General features: G+C 62.7%; 17 protein-coding genes and 1 pseudogene. 8 read left to right on the plus strand and 10 right to left on the minus strand.

Annotated features, from left to right (window positions below):
• Positions 1 to 24: 24 nt before the first annotated feature.
• Positions 25 to 993 (minus strand): beta-ribofuranosylaminobenzene 5'-phosphate synthase family protein, encoded by a 969-nt coding sequence (locus EN807_RS13490; protein WP_127313858.1) that lies wholly within the window; start codon positions 991 to 993, stop codon positions 25 to 27.
• A 159-nt stretch (positions 994 to 1,152) separates the two neighbouring features.
• Here EN807_RS13490 and EN807_RS13495 point away from each other — a divergent pair, with 159 nt between their 5' ends.
• From EN807_RS13495 to EN807_RS13515, 5 genes are all read left to right on the plus strand, one after another.
• The gene (locus tag EN807_RS13495; protein ID WP_127313857.1) at positions 1,153 to 1,533 is read left to right on the plus strand and encodes a 4a-hydroxytetrahydrobiopterin dehydratase; all 381 of its coding nucleotides are present in this window, start codon (positions 1,153 to 1,155) and stop codon (positions 1,531 to 1,533) included.
• 118 nt (positions 1,534 to 1,651) lie between these two features.
• Positions 1,652 to 2,743, plus strand: a complete 1,092-nt coding sequence (locus tag EN807_RS13500; protein ID WP_135935258.1) for a tungsten formylmethanofuran dehydrogenase — start codon at positions 1,652 to 1,654, stop codon at positions 2,741 to 2,743.
• Complete coding sequence (locus EN807_RS13505) at positions 2,737 to 4,368, plus strand: formylmethanofuran dehydrogenase subunit A (RefSeq protein ID WP_135935259.1); 1,632 nt, start codon at positions 2,737 to 2,739, stop codon at positions 4,366 to 4,368. The genes EN807_RS13500 and EN807_RS13505 overlap by 7 nt, the downstream gene beginning before the upstream one ends.
• On the plus strand, positions 4,356 to 5,264 hold the full coding sequence (gene fhcD / locus EN807_RS13510; RefSeq protein ID WP_135935260.1) for a formylmethanofuran--tetrahydromethanopterin N-formyltransferase: 909 nt from the start codon (positions 4,356 to 4,358) through the stop codon (positions 5,262 to 5,264). The genes EN807_RS13505 and fhcD overlap by 13 nt, the downstream gene beginning before the upstream one ends.
• Positions 5,261 to 6,070, plus strand: coding sequence for a formylmethanofuran dehydrogenase subunit C (locus EN807_RS13515; RefSeq protein ID WP_135935261.1), 810 nt, complete (start codon positions 5,261 to 5,263; stop codon positions 6,068 to 6,070). Before fhcD ends, EN807_RS13515 begins: the two co-directional genes overlap by 4 nt.
• Positions 6,071 to 6,136: 66 nt before the next feature.
• Here EN807_RS13515 and EN807_RS35520 read toward each other — a convergent pair whose 3' ends face one another.
• The 3 genes from EN807_RS35520 to EN807_RS13525 are packed head-to-tail and all read right to left on the minus strand — an operon-like array spanning position 6,137 to position 9,705.
• Positions 6,137 to 6,961 (minus strand): alpha/beta hydrolase, encoded by an 825-nt coding sequence (locus EN807_RS35520; protein WP_189522404.1) that lies wholly within the window; start codon positions 6,959 to 6,961, stop codon positions 6,137 to 6,139.
• An 11-nt stretch (positions 6,962 to 6,972) separates the two neighbouring features.
• Entirely contained in the window at positions 6,973 to 8,460 is a 1,488-nt protein-coding gene (locus tag EN807_RS35525) for an NAD-dependent succinate-semialdehyde dehydrogenase (protein ID WP_189522405.1), read from the minus strand.
• Positions 8,461 to 8,478: 18 nt separating this feature from the next.
• Positions 8,479 to 9,705, minus strand: coding sequence for an iron-containing alcohol dehydrogenase (locus EN807_RS13525; protein ID WP_128204294.1), 1,227 nt, complete (start codon positions 9,703 to 9,705; stop codon positions 8,479 to 8,481).
• A 141-nt stretch (positions 9,706 to 9,846) separates the two neighbouring features.
• Between EN807_RS13525 and EN807_RS13530 the strand changes: the two genes are divergently transcribed.
• Together EN807_RS13530 and EN807_RS13535 are read left to right on the plus strand one after the other, a co-directional pair.
• The gene (locus EN807_RS13530) at positions 9,847 to 10,548 is read left to right on the plus strand and encodes a GntR family transcriptional regulator (protein ID WP_135935263.1); all 702 of its coding nucleotides are present in this window, start codon (positions 9,847 to 9,849) and stop codon (positions 10,546 to 10,548) included.
• A gap of 174 nt (positions 10,549 to 10,722) precedes the next feature.
• On the plus strand, positions 10,723 to 11,316 hold the full coding sequence (locus EN807_RS13535) for a DJ-1/PfpI family protein (RefSeq protein WP_065009308.1): 594 nt from the start codon (positions 10,723 to 10,725) through the stop codon (positions 11,314 to 11,316).
• Between the two features lie 85 nt (positions 11,317 to 11,401).
• On the opposite strand, the pseudogene EN807_RS37635 reads toward EN807_RS13535, so the two are convergent.
• A pseudogene (locus EN807_RS37635) lies at positions 11,402 to 11,629 on the minus strand (pentose kinase); the annotation flags it as partial.
• Positions 11,630 to 11,704: 75 nt separating this feature from the next.
• Here EN807_RS37635 and EN807_RS37640 point away from each other — a divergent pair.
• A complete protein-coding gene (locus tag EN807_RS37640; RefSeq protein WP_246684149.1) occupies positions 11,705 to 12,097 on the plus strand; it encodes a TOBE domain-containing protein in 393 nt (130 codons plus the stop codon).
• On the opposite strand, the gene EN807_RS13550 is transcribed toward EN807_RS37640, so the two are convergent.
• The 5 genes from EN807_RS13550 to EN807_RS13570 all read right to left on the minus strand — a co-directional run bounded on the left by EN807_RS13550 (position 12,057) and on the right by EN807_RS13570 (position 17,883).
• The gene (locus EN807_RS13550) at positions 12,057 to 13,565 is read right to left on the minus strand and encodes a tripartite tricarboxylate transporter permease (protein ID WP_135935265.1); all 1,509 of its coding nucleotides are present in this window, start codon (positions 13,563 to 13,565) and stop codon (positions 12,057 to 12,059) included. The two genes, EN807_RS37640 and EN807_RS13550, sit on opposite strands and share 41 nt — an antisense overlap.
• A gap of 10 nt (positions 13,566 to 13,575) precedes the next feature.
• Positions 13,576 to 14,049, minus strand: a complete 474-nt coding sequence (locus EN807_RS13555; protein ID WP_135935266.1) for a tripartite tricarboxylate transporter TctB family protein — start codon at positions 14,047 to 14,049, stop codon at positions 13,576 to 13,578.
• 95 nt (positions 14,050 to 14,144) lie between these two features.
• Positions 14,145 to 15,122, minus strand: coding sequence for a tripartite tricarboxylate transporter substrate-binding protein (locus EN807_RS13560; protein WP_135935267.1), 978 nt, complete (start codon positions 15,120 to 15,122; stop codon positions 14,145 to 14,147).
• A gap of 259 nt (positions 15,123 to 15,381) precedes the next feature.
• Positions 15,382 to 16,614: a mannonate dehydratase gene (gene uxuA, locus EN807_RS13565; RefSeq protein ID WP_135935268.1), complete on the minus strand. Its 1,233-nt coding sequence runs from the start codon at positions 16,612 to 16,614 to the stop codon at positions 15,382 to 15,384.
• 162 nt (positions 16,615 to 16,776) lie between these two features.
• Entirely contained in the window at positions 16,777 to 17,883 is a 1,107-nt protein-coding gene (locus tag EN807_RS13570; protein WP_135935269.1) for a glycosyltransferase, read from the minus strand.
• Between the last annotated feature and the right edge of the window lie 4 nt (positions 17,884 to 17,887).

A 17,887-nucleotide genomic window follows, 5' to 3' on the forward strand; every position in this document is an offset into this window, starting at 1 on the left:
GAACCTTATCGTGCTGCGGAGCCGTCAGCTGCCGACGAGATCAAGTTTGGTCGAACTGATCTTCGCGCCGGAATTCCTGCCCTTGACGATCCTGATCTCGATGCCGTCTTCAACTGTCTGCTGAACCGCGCTGACGTAGCTGACTGCGGCGTCTTGCGATGGGGCGAAGGCAAACCCCGTTGGTCCCCACGAACTCTGGCCGATGCCGACGGCGCCTGCTTCATTGAGACCGTGGGCCACCCTCTCGACCCGCTTGGAGGTGAACACGCCGCCTTGCGCCGGGGCAAAATGGGTGCCGATCAGCATTTGGATCGCGGCGACGGCGGCGCCGAAGGCTGGAAGGTCGTGCTCGATCAAAGCCGGCATAATCCCCATCAGCACCCGCCGGCAGATCTCGCCGCTGCCGGACGCCGGGAAGGGTGGCAGCGAACGAAACGCCGCGATCTCGGCATCGCCATGCAGTCCATGCCCGCCGTGGTCGAGGATCATGATGACGCGCCACTCTTCCGGAAACGGCAGGCGCGCCACGACCGGCGGCGGCCTGCCGCTGTCGTCCTTGCCGGCGTCGACAATGACACCACCGCGTTCGAAACTGGCGATGCCGATGCCTGATCGACCGCCCCGCTCGAGCAGGGTCGCGTCGCCGCCGATATCGAGAGGCAGGTTGTGGAGCGTGCGCAGCGCCGAGGCGACGGCAAGGGCGATCTGCGTGCCGGACCCCAGGCCGGCATGGCTCGGGATCGACTGTTCGACCACCAGACCGTGCTGGCCGCGAATGCCGAGATGGCTGCAGAGCGTCGACAAATGCTCGCCGGCGCGACGGCTTTCGGTGCCTTCGACGATGGTCTCGCTGGACCGCGACAGGGTGACGACGGTTTCGGGTTCGCTCAACGGTAGCCCGACGCTGCCAAAGCGACGTCCGGTATCGCCATTGAGATCGAGGAAGCCAAGATGCAGGCGGGCGGGCACTCGTATGGTAACAGAATTCGACATCTACCCCCCGATGGGTGCATCATAGACGCATCATGGAAGTTTAGGTGCCCGTCGCCATGATAGCTGTTTTCGTCGAAGGGGCAAGCCGGAGAGAGTGCATTCGTTTTATCTTCTTTTGGCCCGGCGCGAAAACGGACCGGGCAATTCGCGGAGGTCGAGATGAGCGAGACAGCTAAGGAAAAGGTCTATTCGGAAGCCGAGATTGCCGATCGGCTCGAGAAGGAGCTGCCGAAATGGCGCTACGAGAACGGCTGGATCCGGCGCAAATACAAGACCCACAGCTGGAAATCGACGCTGATGGTCATCAACACGGTCGGCCATCTCGCCGAGGCGGCGTGGCACCATCCCGACATCACCGCCTCCTATGCCTGGGTCGAGGTGCGCCTGACGAACCACGCAGCGAAGGGCATGACCGACAAAGACTTCGAGTTGGCCAAAAAGATCGAAGATGTCGTCCAGTGGCAGCCGGCAAAGGAAGGCGGCGCGCTGGAAGGCACTCCACCGACCGATCAGCGCTTCGCCTACATCAAATATGATTAAGCGCGGTCGGAATTTGTTGATGGCGTAAGAAAACATTCGCTAATCTGCTGACAGGCGGGGTTCACGGCCAATCCAGTTTCGTCTAGGATCAGGCCGGCACCAGAAAGTAGCGTAGTGAATGGCGGTTGCTTGGATCGGCAACCGGGAAGCGCTGGTCGAGCGCGCGGCTGCACATGCCGCCGCGCTGTTGGGGTCAAGCCGGTGCCCGGTTTTCAGCTTGGATACGGACATACACGGCACCAGGGCGGCGATCGCGCTGGCTGAGCGAGTTGGCGCGGCATATGATCATGCCGATGGCGCGGCAGTTTCCCGGGAGACCGCGCTTTTTACCGACAAAGGCGCGATGACCGTTGCGCCCGGCGAGACGCACCGGCGCGCCGATGTCGTGGTGATTGTGGGCGAACTCCCGCAAATCCATCATGAATTTGTCGGCGAACTCTCGGCCACGGTTCCCGATCTCTCGGCCAAGAATCAACGCGAATTCTTTCTGGTCGGGTCGAAAGGGGCGTCTGCGCCGCCGTTGAGCAACGGGCGGACGGCGACGCTACTCTCCTGCGGCGAGGCAAGCCTCGGCGCTACGCTGGCGGCGCTTAGGGCGCAGAGCCGGGGGCGTCAGACATCGCAACCAGTGTCGAATTTCGACGATTTCGCCAAAGCCCTGGAGGCTGCGCATTTTCCCGTCTTCCTGTTTTCAGGCGACGCGACCGAAGGGCTGGCGCTGGAGATGCTGCAAGGACTGATCGCCGACCTCAACCGCAAATCGCGCGCGTCTGGCCTGCATCTGCCCGCGAGCGAAAACGGGTGGGGAAGCGCGCTCGCCTCGACCTGGATGACGGGTTTTCCGCTGCGCACCGGCTTTGCGCGCGGCTTCCCGGAATTCGATCCGTGGCGTTACGATGTCGCGCGCATGATCGCTGCCGGCGAAGCCGACCTGCACCTGCGGATCTCTTCCTCAATTGTCCAGCCGCAGAAGAAAAAGAACCGCATGGCGCTGATTGTGCTGGCGAAAACGCAGGAGCCGATAGCGGGTGCTGCTGTAACCATCGCCATCGGCGAAGCGGGCGTCGATCACGAGGCGGTGGTCTATTCCAGCCGCACCGGTTCGCTGAGATCGATCGATGCGCGAGCGGCGTCCGAACTGCCCTCCGCTGCGACTGTCATCCGCCTGGTCGCCAGTCATGTCTCCTCCGAGGCCGCGTTGCCATGCTGACGAAAATCGCGGGCGGCGACATTATCGATCCGGTCAACGGCCGTCTCGGCAAGGGCGACCTCTGGATCAGGGACGACAAGATCGTTGCGGCGCCGGCGGGGGGCGCAGCCGACCGGACCATCGACGCTGCCGGCTGCATCGTCATGGCGGGCGCCATCGATATCCATTCCCACATCGGCGGCGGCAACGTGAACACGGCACGGCTGCTCTTGCCGGAACAGCATGCCGCGCATCAGGCGCGGCCGGCGACGACGCCGCTCTCCAACGCCGGCTGGTCGACCTTCCAGACCGGCTGTCTCTACGCCAAGATGGGCTTCACCACGGTCGTCGAGCCGGCGATGTCGCCGGGAGCCGCACTTCACACCCATCTCGAACTGGCCGACATCCCGATCATCGACAAGGCGACGCTCGCCATTCTCGGCAACGACGATTTCCTGCTGTCGATGATCCGCGACGATGCCCCCTCAACGATGATCGAGGACTATGTCGCCTGGACGGTCGCCTCGACGCGGGCGCTTGGGGTCAAGGTGATCAACGCTGGTGCGGCGGCCGCGTTCAAGGAAAACGTCCGCACCTTCTCGCTGGACGATGTGGTGCCTTCCTATGGCGTCAGCTCGCGCAAGATCGTCAAGACGCTGCAGGCGGCCGTCGACAGTCTTGGCGTCCCGCACCCTCTGCATGTCCATTGCAACAATCTGGGCAGCCCTGGATCGGCGGATACGGCGGCCGCGACGATGGCGGCGGCGGAAGGATTGCCGCTGCACCTCGCCCATCTCCAGTTCTATGGCTACGGCACGGAAGGCAAGCGCAGGTTTTCCTCGGCCGCGGCGCGTCTTGCCGAACTGGTCAATGCGACGCCGGAAGTCACCATTGACATCGGCCAGGTGATGTTCGGCCAAACGGTCACCGTCTCCTCCGACGTGATGCGGCAGTTTTCGGCGCGTGGCAGTGCGAGCCCGAAGAAATCCGTCATTCATGACGGCGACGGCAATGGCGGCGGCATCGTGCCCTACAGCTATGGCAAGGATTTCTATGGCGCGATGCAGTGGGCGATCGGGCTCGAGCTTTTTCTCCTGATCGACGATTCCTGGCGTGTCTTCTTCACCACCGATCATCCGAACGGCGCGCCGTTTACCGTCTACCCGGCTCTGTTCGAGCTGCTGATGAGCCGGGAAGCGCGCACCGAAATGATTGCCGGGCTTTCACCTTCCGCCATGGCGCTCTCCACCCTGGCTGCAATCGACCGCGAGTACACGTTCGAGGAAATTGCCATCATGACGCGCGCGGCCCCAGCCAAGCTGCTCGGGCTGACAGACCGGGGCCATCTCGGCGCCGGCGCCATAGCCGATGTCGCTGTCTACCGCAGGGACGGGAATATCGCGAAAATGCTGGGGCAGGCGGCGTATGTCTTCAAGGATGGCGATCTCGTCGTGCAGGATGGGGAGATCACCCATTACCGTTGGGGCAAGGCGCTCAGGCTCAATCCGTCGCCGGACAAGGCGATGGTGCGGCGTCTTGAAGACTATCACCAGCAGCGCTACGGCCTGTCGCTGGACTGGTTCAATTTCCCGGATTCCGCGATAGCGCGCGAACAGCCGTTCGGCGAGGTTGCATGCCGAATGTGAGCGTAAATGGCATAACGGTTGACGATACCTTTGCCGAGGCCTTCGGCATGCGCGCGACCGCCATCATCATCACCGCGCCGAACCGGAAATGGGCGCGCCAGGCGGCGATCACGATGACCGGCTTTGCCACCTCGGTGATCGCGTGCGGCTGCGAAGCGGCAATCGATGTCGAACTGCCGCCATCGGCCACACCGGATGGCCGGCCCGGCTGCCGCGTGATGATTTTCGCGATGGGAACAGACGAGCTGCAGAAACAGCTGCTCAATCGCGTCGGCCAGTGTGTTTTGACCTCGCCGGGTTCCGCCTGCTTCGCCGGACTGGAGGGCAGCGCCGATTTGAAGCTCGGTTCGGCGCTGCGTTATTTCGGCGACGGCTGGCAGATCTCCAAGAAAATCGGCGGCAGGCATTTTTGGCGCGTTCCCGTAATGGACGGCGAATTCCTGTGCGAAGCAACGACCGGGCTGACGAAGGGTGCCGTCGGCGGCGGCAATTTCTTCGTCATGGCTGAAAGCAGCGCCAAGGCCTTGATTGCTGCCGAGGCAGCGGTTGCCGCGATAGGCCTGGTGCGGGGCGCGATCGTGCCGTTTCCGGGCGGCATCGCCCGTTCGGGTTCCAAGATCGGTGGTAAATACAAGGGCATGATCGCCTCGGCCAACGAAGCCTACGCGCCGACACTGCGCGGTGTTGTCAGGAGTGAGCTCGGTCCCGACATCAACGCCGTTCTGGAAATCGTCATCGACGGCGAGACCAACGATGCCGTTGCCGCCGCGATGAAGGCCGGCATCAAGGCAGTCATCGAGCTTGGGCCGAAGCGAGGCGCGGTTCGCATAAGCGCCGGCAATTACGGCGGCAAGCTCGGCAAGTTCATCTATTCGCTGAAGGATATGCTGCCATGAAGGCGCTGACCTTCACCCTTGTCGCCGAGCGGGCCGAGCGCCTTGACCTGTCACCGCTGACGCCGGAGCGGCTTGCCGGGATGGAAAGGCGCGATATCGAAAAAGTCCAGATCGGCATGTCGAAGCATGGATCGAAGGTCGGCGATATCTTTCGCGTCGCCGGCAACGATCCGCTGGACATCGTGTTCGAAGGTGGAAGCGCGCGCCTCGACCGCGTGGCGGAAGGCATGCGGGGCGGTTCGGTTCGCGTCGCCGGTAATGCCGGCGCCCAGGCCGGGCGTGCCATGCGCGGCGGCAAACTCACGGTCGAAGGCAATGCCGGTCCGCATGCCGGCTCCGGCATGCGCGGCGGCAGGCTTGAAATAACAGGCAACGCCGGTGATCACCTTGGGGCGCCGCTCGCCGGGGAACTGGCTGGCATGAATGGCGGCGTGCTGATCGTCAGGGGCAAAGCCGGCGCTTTTTCCGCCGACCGCATGCGGCGCGGCCTGATCGCGGTGCTGAAAGGCTCAGGCGACCATGCCGGCAGCCGCATGATCGCCGGCACGCTGGTGGTGGCCGGCGGCACCGGCGAGATGCCCGGCTATCTGATGCGTCGCGGTTCGATCCTTCTCGATCGCGCGCCGAAAAGCCTGTCGCCGAGCTTCGTCGAATGCGGCGCGCCAGAGAGTGTCTTCGCCGCCATCGTCGATCGTCATCTGATCGCCGAGGGTATTTTGAAACGGCCGCTTCTGGGCAATGCGCCGCAAAAATATGGCGGTGACAACGCGGTGCTTGGAATGGGTGAGGTTCTTTTCCCTCGCTGAGGCGTTCAGCAGACGGCATTGCGGTTAAGCCGCCGTGGTGATGGCCGGCATTGTCTGCTGGGAGGGTTAGCGGCGGTCGTTGACAATCAGTTTCGTCAGGCAATCACCCGCCTGGCTCCCAGGCACGCCGAGATCTCTGACACTGTCCATGTGGTTGCGGTTCGTGAGAACAAGCGACGTTGCCGGCGAACCCTGCTGCAGCAGGTTCTCTTTGAATCGATCTGCTTGCTGATGGAAAGGCGGCGTCTCATTGGCTCCGACCAGAACCGTCGCCCTGGTTTGAGGATCATGCCGATAGGCAAGAGGTGTAAACATGGCGACTTCCTCATCGGTGATTCCAATCTCGTTGGCGAGAAAGGAGTTCTGGAGCGGTTTCAAATCGTAGAGCCCGCCGAGCAGAAGGACTGCCCGCACATTCGATGGGGTATTCTCTCTGTTGAACAGAAACGTAGAAAGATGTGCTCCAGCCGAATGGCCGCTGACAGTCAGCTCTGCCGGGTTTCCGCCGTGGTCGGCGATATGGGCCAGAACCCACTGCTTGGCGCGGCGCACCTGGTCGACGATCGTAGCCATTCTGACCTTGGGCATCAGAGCATAGTCGACGATAGCAGCAATCGCACCGGCCTGGGTAATCGTCGTCGCCACGTATGAGTAGTCGCGCTTGGAGAACATTCTCCAGTAGCCGCCATGAATAAACATGTGCACCGGCAGGCCGCTTCTTTTGCCCGAGGGAAAGAACAGGTCGATGGTTTCGGTCTGATCCGGCCCATAGGCAACGTCGGCAGTCATTGGAATGGTTGCGCGAACGGCCTCGCTGCGGTGAACGATGTCCTGCACGATTTTGTCAAAATCCGCGACGTGGTCGCGGATGCGAAACGGATCGCTTTGCACTCTTCCTCCGCTCAGATGCTGATGGCGAGGTATTTCGCCTCCATGAACTCGGCAATGCCGTGATGCTGGCCGCCCTCGCGGCCGAGGCCGCTCTGCTTCATTCCGCCGAAGGGTGCAGCCGGATCGGACATCAAGCCGCGGTTGAGAGCGATCATCCCGGCTTCGATCTTGGATGCCACCCGCATTCCGCGCGCAAGATCGCGCGTGTAGATGTAGGCGGCAAGACCGTATTCGGTGTCGTTGGCGCGCGCGATGACGTCGGCTTCCGTTTCGAATCTCGAGATCGGCGCCACCGGTCCAAAAATTTCCTCGTGCGCCATCTCCGCCTCGGCCGGGACGTCGCAGAGCACGGTCGGCGGATAATAGTATCCCGTTCCCGAGCCTGCCTTGCCCCCGCACAGCACCCGCGCGCCACGGGCGACAGCATCGTTGACCAGACGGTCGATCTTGTCGACGGCCTTCCTGGTGATCATCGGCCCGCACTCCGTGGCTGCTTCCGTACCAGCGCCGATCTTGAGTGCCGACATCCGCCTGGCGAGGCATTCGCCAAAGGCATCGTAAACGCCAGACTGGACATAGATGCGGTTTGCAGCCGTGCAAGCTTCGCCGGCGTTGCGCATCTTCGCCACCATCGCCCCATCGACCGCCGCGTCAAGGTCCGCGTCATCGAACACAAGGAATGGCGCGTTGCCGCCAAGCTCCATCGAACACGAAACCACGTGCTTTGCGGCCTCGGCCAGCAGAACGCGCCCTACACCCGTCGAGCCGGTAAAGGAGAGTTTCCGCACCCGCGGATCGGCCAGCAGCGCGGCCGTCACAGGGCCGGGATTGGAGGTTGTCAGAACGTTCACCACACCTGGCGGAACGCCTGCTTCCTGGTAGAGCGCGGCAAGCGCGTAGGCCGTGAGCGGGGTCTCGCTGGCTGGCTTCAAAATTACCGTGCATCCGGCAGCCAAGGCGGGCGCGATCTTGCGCGTCGCCATGGCGGCAGGGAAGTTCCAGGGTGTGACAAGGATGCAGATGCCGATGGGCTCGTAGTCGACCACGATCCGGTTCGTGCCGGAAGGCGCCATTCCGAATTCACCGGTGATGCGAACGGCTTCCTCGGCATTCCAGCGAAAGAATTCCGCAGCATAGGCGATCTCGCCACGCGCGTCCCGGAGTGCCTTGCCGTTTTCCAGCGAGATCAGGGTTGCCAGCGTCTCGGAATGTTGCGTCATCAGCTCGAAGCAACGTCTGAGGATTTCGGAACGCTTGCGGGGTGCCGTCGTGCGCCAGCAATCGGCGGCCTTGGCCGCAGCCTCCACGGCGGCCGCGGCATCTTCGATCGTCGCATCGGGAACGGCGGCGATCACCGCCTCGGTGGAAGGGTCCACGACCTGGATTTCCCTGCCGTCGGCGGATTGCCTCCATTGGCCGCCGATATACAAGCCGTGGGAAAATCTATGGAAGTCGGCAGTGTCCTGCTCGTCCTCCAGCACCTGATGAGATATGTTCATGGCCTGCTCCTCGATTGCTCACATGACGTAGGTGGCGAGGTCGCCATCATAGGCAGCCTGGATCAGGCCCCGCATGGCTGCCAGATCGAATGGACGCGGATTGTTCTTGATGAGACGGTCGATGCCGAGCGCCTGTTCGGCCGTCCAATCGAGCTTGTCGGCGGGAAGTCCGAGCTTGGCCAGCGTAGGCGTGATCCCGATCGCTCCAAACAGCCGGCCGATCTCGTCGATCGCCGCGTCGGCCATCTCACCGGTACTCCGGTCCCTCCCGTCGAGACCAAGGGCAAGGCCGATCTCGGTCATCTCGGCGGCCGCGGCGACCCGGTTGTACTTCATGACATACGGCAACATGGTGGCGACACCCAGCCCATGCGCGGTGTGGGTAACGGCTCCGACCGGATATTGCACCGCGTGCGCCGCCGCAGTTCCGGCCGTACCGAACGCGCAGCCGGCTGCAAGCGCGCCCATCATCACTTCGGCCCGAGCGTCCTCGTCGGCGGGGTCGCGGTATGCCTTCTCGAGACTGCGGCCAAGCAGCTTGATCGCGAGCAGCGCAAAATGATCGGTCAGCGCGCTCTTGCCGATGAAGACATGCTGTTGCGGCAGGTTGGGGTCAGTGCCGCGCCTGACGGCGGTAAAAGCCTCGATCGCATGTGTCAGCGCGTCTGCGCCCGCAATCGCCGTCAGTCCCGGGGGACATGTCATCGTCAGCTCCGGGTCGCAGATGGCGGCTGCCGCTATCAGATGCGGGCTGGATATGCCTACTTTCATGGTGCGATCCGGATCGGAGATCACCGCGACAGGGGTCACTTCCGAGCCGGTGCCGGCTGTCGTTGGCACCGCGATCAACGGCAGCGTCGGACCGGGCACCTTGAACTCGCCGTAGTAGTCCTGGAGCAGGCCGCCGTGGCTGATGAGCAACGCGGCGCATTTGGCCATGTCGAGACAACTGCCGCCTCCGATCCCGATCACCATGTCCGGCGCAAACTCTCTCGCCATCTCTACGCAGACGGCAACCGTGTCTCGTGGCACATCGGGCAGCACACGATCGTGCACCAGCACATCGATCGATGCGCACTCGAGCGCCTCCATGATCTCTGCGAAGGAGACAGTTGCGGCAAAGCGCTCGTCCGTACAGACAAGAGCGCGACGGCCCAGCCTGGCCGCAACGGTTGGAATGATATGGCGCTGGCCCTTCCCGAAGAGGATCTCACGCGGCAGCCTTACGGCGGCGAAAAGGCTCATGTTCTGCGTCCCTCGATGATATTGGGAGTGGCGAAAGCTCGTCGAGCTCCGCCATAAAAAATCCTCTATTAAATCGTATAGGATATAGGATTGTATTCGGCGAAGCATCGTGCTAGCCAGTGATCCTGTCAAGAGGCAAAGATGCAGGTCATGAACTTAAGCAATGCCCGAGAAGCCGACCCCGCTAGCGGACGCATCCAGCGATCCAACAGCCTGGTGGAGGACGTGTATGAAGCGATCTTCGCGCAACTCATGTCACTGAAGATCGCGCCTGGCTCACGGATCACCGTCGACAGCCTGGTCAAGGAACTCGATGTATCCCACACGCCAATCCGTGAAGCGCTTGGCCGCCTCGAAGGCGAAGGCCTTGTGCTGAAGACACATTTGATCGGCTACCGCGCCGCGCCGCAGATAACCAAGCGCCGGTTTGACGAACTTTATGAGCTTCGCCTGCTGCTCGAGCCGCATGGGGCGGCCAAAGCAGCCGCATTGATGGATGAGGCGAAACTTGCGGTGCTTCAGGAGTCCGCAGGGGGCATGGCGCGCCGCGAAGGCAAGGATGAACGCCTGCGTTACTCAAACTTCGCGCGGCAGGACGCCATTTTCCACGACAGGATCATGGAATTTGCAAACAATGATCTCGTGCGCGAGACTCTCGCATTCCAGCACACGCACTTCCACATCTTCCGCCTGATGTTCCATTCACGCGTTACCGAGGAAGCGCTCGACGAGCATGAGGCCATCCTGGCCGCCTTCGCTGCCGCCGATCCCGCTGCGGCGGAACAGGCAATGCGCCGTCATATCGAGCATTCTCGTGATCGTTTGCTGCTGGCGTTCGATTGAGACTGTCACGATGTTCGTCACCGTTCACATCGGGAGCGGCGCCGTCAAGCTGGATGCATCGTTGATCATGCAGGTAAACGCCCGGGACATCCCGGATTCCCTTTTTTGAGACCCGCGCCGCCGGGCGAGTGCAATGCCCGCCGGACTTCCATCCACAAAACGAGGAAACCGACCATGCCAGGCAAGAAAATACTAATGTTGACCGGTGAGTTTACCGAAGAATACGAGATCTTCGTCTATCAGCAGGCGATGGAGGCTGTCGGCCACATCGTCCACGTTGTCTGTCCTGACAAGAACGCTGGAGACCTGATCAAGACGTCGCTTCACGATTTCGAAGGTGACCAGACCTACACCGAAAAACCCGGCCACTATGCTTTGATGAACAAGACCTTTTCGGAGGCGGAAAAACAGCTCGACCAATATCATGCCGTGTATTGCGCGGGCGGTCGTGGCCCCGAGTACATCCGCACGGATAAGCGCGTGCAGGCGATAGTCCGCCATTTCCACGAAAACAAAAAGCCGATCTTTACGATCTGCCATGGTGTCCAGATCCTGATCGCGGTCGACGGCGTCGTGCGTGGCAAGAAAGTGGGTGCGCTGGCTGCCTGCGAGCCGGAAGTGACCCTCGCCGGCGGAACCTATATCGACCTGTCCCCGACTGAGGCCTACGTGGACGGAACAATGGTCTCGGCAAAGGGCTGGACCGCACTTGCCGCATTCATCCGCGAGTGCCTGAAGGTGCTAGGAACGGAAATCCGCCACAACTGAGACAATCGTCCGATGCATCCCAGGCGGGATGCGTCGTGATTGCCAAGGCTGTCGCTGCAGGCGCGGCTCCAAAGGCTGAGAGGCGTCACGGTTGCGTCGGCCGCGTGGCGGCGGCCAGGGCGTCGATGTCGTCGTAGAGCGCCTGGCTGTGGCGGTAGAGCCGGTCGAAAACGGGTTGGGTGCGCCTATAGGTCTCGGCCCATCTGGGGTCCGGCAGGATTTCGGCGCCGTAGTTCACGAAGCGCTCGGCCGCCTGTTCGACGCGCGAGAAGCGGCCGGTCGCCGTCGCGGCCATCGCGGCACAGCCGTGCAGCAGATCGCGACGCCCCGACACATCTATGACGATCCGGCGAACCTGTTCGTCGCCGGCTTCATCGGCTCGCCGCCGATGAATTTTCTCCAAGGCGAGCTGGTCGAGGGTACCTTCGCCTGCGCGGAAGGACGATTTGTGACCAGCGTTGCCGAAAACCGGAAAAAGGTCACTGCCGGCCTCCGGCCCGAGGATTGCCGGGTCACGCGGCCATCGCAGGGCAAGATCGCGGCGCGGGTCTATGCCGTGGAACTGATCGGCGATCATACCCTGATCACTTGCCAGTTCGGTGGGGCCACCGTAACCGTCAAGGCCGATAAATCGGCGCATTACGACATGGATGAGCCGATCGGCATCACTTTCCAGGACGCCGCTGTCTTCCTGTTCGATTCGGAAACCGGCGCCCGCATCGGCCGCGGCGCCGACTTCGCTAATTCTCCTCCACAAACACCTCTTCGCGCTTCTTCTTGACCGCCGGCAGGAAGACGATGACGAGCACGGCGAGCGCGATGAAGAGCAGGCCGGCGCTGATCGGCCTCGTCACGAAGGTGGTCGGGTCGCCGCGCGCGAGAATCATGGCGCGGCGCAGGTTTTCCTCGAGCAACGGGCCGAGCACGAAGCCGAGCAGCAGCGGCGCGGGTTCGCAGCGCAGCTTGGTCAGGAGGTAGCCGAGGAAGCCGAAGAAGGCGACTGCGTAGAGGTCGTAAATGTTGGTGTTGACGCTGTAAACGCCGATCGAGCAGAAGGCCATGATGATCGGGAAGAGCACATAATAGGGGATCGTCAGGAGTTTTACCCAAAGCCCGATCAGCGGCAGGTTCAAGATGATCAGCATCAGATTGCCGATCCACATAGAGGCGATGATGCCCCAAAACAGCGCCGGCTGTTCGATCGCGACATTGGGGCCGGGCACGATGCCCTGGATGATCATCGCGCCGATCATCAGCGCCATGACGGGGTTGGCCGGAATGCCGAGCGTCAGCATCGGGATGAAGGAGGTCTGCGCGCCGGCGTTGTTGGCCGATTCCGGTCCGGCGACGCCTTCGATGGCGCCCTTACCGAATTCCCCCGGGTTTTTCGATACGCGCTTTTCGACCGTGTAGGAGGCAAAGGCTGCAAGGATCGCACCGCCTCCCGGCAGGATGCCGAGCGCCGAACCGATGATCGTTCCGCGCACGATGGGCGTCGCCATGCGGCGAAAATCCTCGCGGGTCGGCATAAGGCCGGAGACCCTTCGGATCATCACGGAGCGCTCGTGCTCGTTTTCGAGGTTGCGCAGTATCTCGGCGACGCCGAAGACGCCAACCGCCACCGCGACGAAATTCAGCCCGTCGGCATATTCGCGGATGCCGAGCGTGAAGCGCGGCGTGCCGGTGTAGATGTCGGTGCCGACAAGGCCGAGCAGCAGGCCGAGCACGACCATCGTCAGCGCCTTGACAATCGAGCCGTGGGCGAGCGCGACGGACGAGACAAGGCCGACGATCATCAGCGAAAAATACTCGGCCGCGCCGAATTGCAGCGCGATCGCCGTCAGCGGCGGGGCAAAGATGGCGACGAGGAAGGTCGACACCGTTCCGGCGAAGAACGAGCCTATCGCCGCGATGGCGAGTGCCGCCCCGGCGCGCCCGTTCTTGGCCATTTGGTAGCCGTCGATTGCGGTGACTGCTGACGAGGATTCGCCGGGCATGTTGATGAGAATGGCGGTGGTCGAGCCGCCATATTGCGCGCCGTAATAGATGCCGGCGAGCATGATCAGGGAGGAAACCGGGTCGCCGATCTGGAAGGTGATCGGCAACAGCATGGCGATGGTCGCGGTGGCGCCGATGCCGGGCAGGACGCCGATCAGCGTGCCGAGAAGGACGCCGATCAGGCAGAAACCGAGGTTTGCCAGCGACGTAGCCGTCGAAAATCCGAGCGCGAGGTTGTCGAGGAGTTCCATGTTCAGCCCCTCACAATACCAGCCATGAGGGCAGCCACGGGCCGAAGCGCCGGAACGGCAGGCCGAGCGCGTAGCTGAAGACGAGGAACGCAAACAACGTCAGGCCGGCGGAGAGCACGAGCGCGGTCAGCGGCCTCATGCGGCCGCTGGCAAAGGATGCGATCAGCGCCGTCAGGAAGATCGACGGGATGAAGCCGAGGCCGCGCACGGTCAGGCCGAAGAAGATCGGGGCAGGGAGGATGAACAGCATGCCGCGCCAGGCTATATGGCCGATTGGCTCGCTCTCGAAGCGCACCGCTTCGATGAGGATGATGGCGCCAAGCAGGATCAGCACGATTGCCAGGACCAGGGGAAAATAGCCCGGTCCCATGCGGAAGGCGGTGCCGATTTCGAGGCCGACCGACTGCAACGCGAAAAATCCGCCGAGAAAGATGAACAGCGCGGCGCATATGCCGTTGGTCGTGTCGATTGTGAAAGGCTTCATGTCCTCCTCCAGGCCCGCGCCGCGGGCGCGCCGGTGCAGTGCGAAAACGGGGCCGAAGCGAAAACGGGGCGCCGGTGGCGCCCCGTTTCAAAACCTCAGTCGGCGTACTGGCCGGCGGCTTCGATGATCGGCTTCCAGCGCGCGATCTCGCCTTCCAGCTTGGTCTTCAGCGCGGCCGGCGTCGCGTCGGCGTCGGACGACGGCTTGGTGCCGAGCTCGGCGAAGCGGGCGGCGACGTTCGGGTCCTTCAGTGCGACCTGAAGCGATTTCGACAGGCGCTCGGTGACCTCGGCAGGCGTGCCCTTGGGCGCGTAGAGGCCGTGCCAGATGCCGACCTGCACCTCAGGGAGACCGGCTTCCGTCGTCGTCGGGACATCCGGCAGAACATCGAGGCGTTCCGGCGAGGTGACGGCGTAGGCCTTGATCGTGCCGCCCTGGATCTGCTTGGTGGTATTGGTCGTCTGATCGCACATGATATCGACCTGACCGCCGAGAAGGTCGGTCATCGCCGGTCCGGTGCCCTTGTAGGGCACGGTGACCAGCGGCGTGCCGATCGCACTCATGAACAGCATGCCGCACAGATGCGAGGCCGCGCCTATGCCGGCATTGGCGACGGTGACGGTATCCTTGTTGGCCTTGGCGTAGTCGACCAGCCCCTTCAGATCGGTCGGCTCGAGGTCCTTGCGGCCGACGATGGTCATCGGCACCTCGGTGACGAGGCCGACATATTCGAAGCCGTTCAGCGTGTCGTATGCGAGCTTTCGGTACAGCGTCGCGCTCGTCGCCATGCCGATGTGGTGGAGGAGCAGCGTATAGCCGTCCGGCTCGGCGTTCGCGACGCGGCCGGCCCCCAGTGTGCCGCCGGCGCCGCCGACATTCTCGACGATGATCTGCTGGCCGAGATCCTTCGACATGGCTTCCGCGACGAGACGCGTGACCGTGTCGGTCGGGCCGCCGGCCGAAAACGGCACCACGACGGTAACGGTGCGTTCGGGATAGGTTTGCGCGCCCGCGGCCAACGAATAAAGCGTGACGGCTGCGGCGGCGGCCAGAGCGGCGGCGAATTTTCTCATCGTGATTTCCTCCCAGGATATGAATTCCCAACCGCTGCCTGGAATTCCTTTCAACACCGGCTGTGGATAGAGCAATAACTAGCGCAAGCTAACGGATTGCAATCGGTCTCAAACCGCAAACTGCTATTATACACAAGTCCGCGCAATAAGGTGGAAAGGTGCCATCGTGCCGGAGGCGGGCTGCGGAACGCCCAATGGTCGAATCTGATGGCATATTTAACGTATACCGGTTGCGAACCGCCCTGTGCCCTTCTCCAGACTATGGGGTAGAGGTGGAGATCGGCTCGCCTGATGTCGAGTTGCGAATGGCATGTTCCACGCCGCGGAGTTCGGCCAATCCCTTGAGCCGACCGATGGCCGGATAGCCGGGCTGGGCCCCACGCGTCAGGTCATCGAGGATATCCTGGCCATGGTCGGGGCGCATCGGGATGACGGCGTCCGGGCGGCCTGCCTTCTTGCGCCGCGCTTCCTCTTGAAGCAGGGCCGCCACCACCGCCACCATGTCGGTGTCGCCGGCAAGGTGCTCGTCCTCGTGGAACGAGCAGGGGGTGCCGGCCGCTTCCTTGCGCACATTGCGCAGATGCGCGAAGTGGATTTTTGGTCCCATCCGCTCGATCATGGCGGGCAGATCATTATCCGGTCTTGCGCCGAGCGATCCCGTGCACAGTGTCGCTCCGTTGGCCGGGCTGTCGACTGCGTCCAGAATATACTTGTAGTCGGCCTCGGTCGACATCACGCGCGGCAGGCCCAGCATCGGAAACGGCGGATCATCGGGGTGGCAGCAGAGACGCAGGCCGAGGCGTTCGGTCGTAGGCACGACCTCCGCCAGGAAATCGACGAAATGTTGGCGCAGGGTTGTTGCGTCGATGCGGTCGTAACTTGAGAGTTGAGCCGCGAGACCGTCGAAAGACGTGTCTTCGGTCGAGCCGGGCAGGCCGGAATTGACGCTTCTTGCCAGAATCTTCCGCGCATCCTCATCCATCTGCGCGTATCGCCGCTCCGCCTCGGAGACGATCTCCGGTGTGTAATCGCCGAGCGCCCCTTGGCGTTTCAGGATATGGATGTCGAACGCGGCGAAGTCGATCAGATCGAAGCGCATGGTGGTGCCGCCATGCGGCAGGCGCCAGGCGAGATCGGTGCGGGTCCAATCGAGCACGGGCATGAAATTGTAGCAGATGACCGAAATGCCGGCCCGCGCCAGGTTTTCCAACGAGGTCTTGTAATTGGCAATATGGCTGCGCCATCCGCCGACCTGGGTCTTGATCGCTTCGGAAACCGGCAGGCTCTCGACAATCTCCCAGTTCAGATCGCTTGCGCTTCCATCCGGCAAAGACGCGACTTCGCGCTGACGTCTTTCGATTTCGGCGGGCAGCCAGACGGCGCCGTGAGGAACGTGGTGAAGGGCCGAGACGATGCCTTGCGCCCCGGCTTGACGCGCATCCGCGATCGTCACCTTGTCGACCGGGCCGAACCAACGCCACACATGTCTCATTCGAACACTCCGTAAAAAAAAATCGCCGTGCGGCTGCCCGACCGCGCTTCCCGCCGCGGTGACCGGCTCGCTACTTCTCTTCATCGGCTGCTACCAGATTCCGGTGTCGGCGCGAATGGCGATAGCGGCTGGCATCAATCAACGCCAGCGCGAAGTTCCTGGCTAGAGCAGCGCTTCGTACAGATCCCCGATCTTTTCTACTTCGAAATCCGCTGCCCTGCTTTTCAGGACGGCGGCAGAAGTGGGGTGGTCCAGCATCTCAGCCATCGCCTTTGCCAGGACCCCGGCATCGCCGACCGGCACCAAGGCGCCGAAACGACCGTCACCGAGAATCTCGCGCGGGCCATGCGGCGCATCTGTGGAGACTACGGGGACGCCAGCAGCCATGGCCTCGACCAACACATTGCCGAAGCCCTCGCTCGTCGAGGAAAGGACGAACAGATCGGCTGCGGCATAACAGGCCGCGGGATCGTTGACGTAGCCAGCAAAGAGCACATCGGCGGCGATACCGGATTCCTGGGCATAGGTGCGCAACTCGGCAGCCAGCGGACCTTCGCCGAAGATTACAAGCCGAGCGCGGCGGCCGGCGCGCAGGATAGCGAAGGCCTGGAGCAAGGTCCGATGATCCTTGACCGGCACCAGGCGCCCCGCGGTAGCGATGACCGGGCCATCGCCCATCGTCGCCAGCTTTGTCTGCCATGTATAGGAATCTTGCTGGAGCGCCGCAGCCGGTGGCAGCGGATTGTTGATGACGACAACTTTGGATTTGGGAAAGCCGCGGGCCGCAATGTCGCGGCCGACACCCAATGAGACGGCGATGGCTTTGGTTGCGCGCGCTGCAACCAACGCGGAAAGCCAGACCGCTATTCTCGCGCCGAGGCTGCCGGAAGGCAGTGAGGCCGCCGCGTGGAAGCTTGGAAAGAACTGCGCTCGGCTTCGCGCCAAGAGAAGCGCCAGCGCCACGACCAGATTGGCAAATTCGGGGGCGCTATAGACCGCATGCGGACCAAGGCGGCTGAAAAAACGTGCGCTTCGCACGATGCCTTTCAGCGTCTCCCACTTGCCGTAACCCTCGCCCCGGATGGGAAGGTCGAAATCGACAAGATGCACCGCGGGGGAGCGCAGCGCGGCGTTGGGTCCTTCAGCGTTCCAGGTAAAAAGTGTGACATCGTGGCCACGTGATGCCAATTCATTTGCCATGAGGACGAAGACACGCTCGGCGCCGCCGCCCCTGAGACTGGCAATGTGAAAAACAATGCGCTTCGCCATGCCT

The organism is Mesorhizobium sp. M5C.F.Ca.ET.164.01.1.1, assembly GCF_004792125.1.
In the GTDB taxonomy this organism is placed as follows: Bacteria; Pseudomonadota; Alphaproteobacteria; order Rhizobiales; family Rhizobiaceae; genus Mesorhizobium; species Mesorhizobium wenxiniae.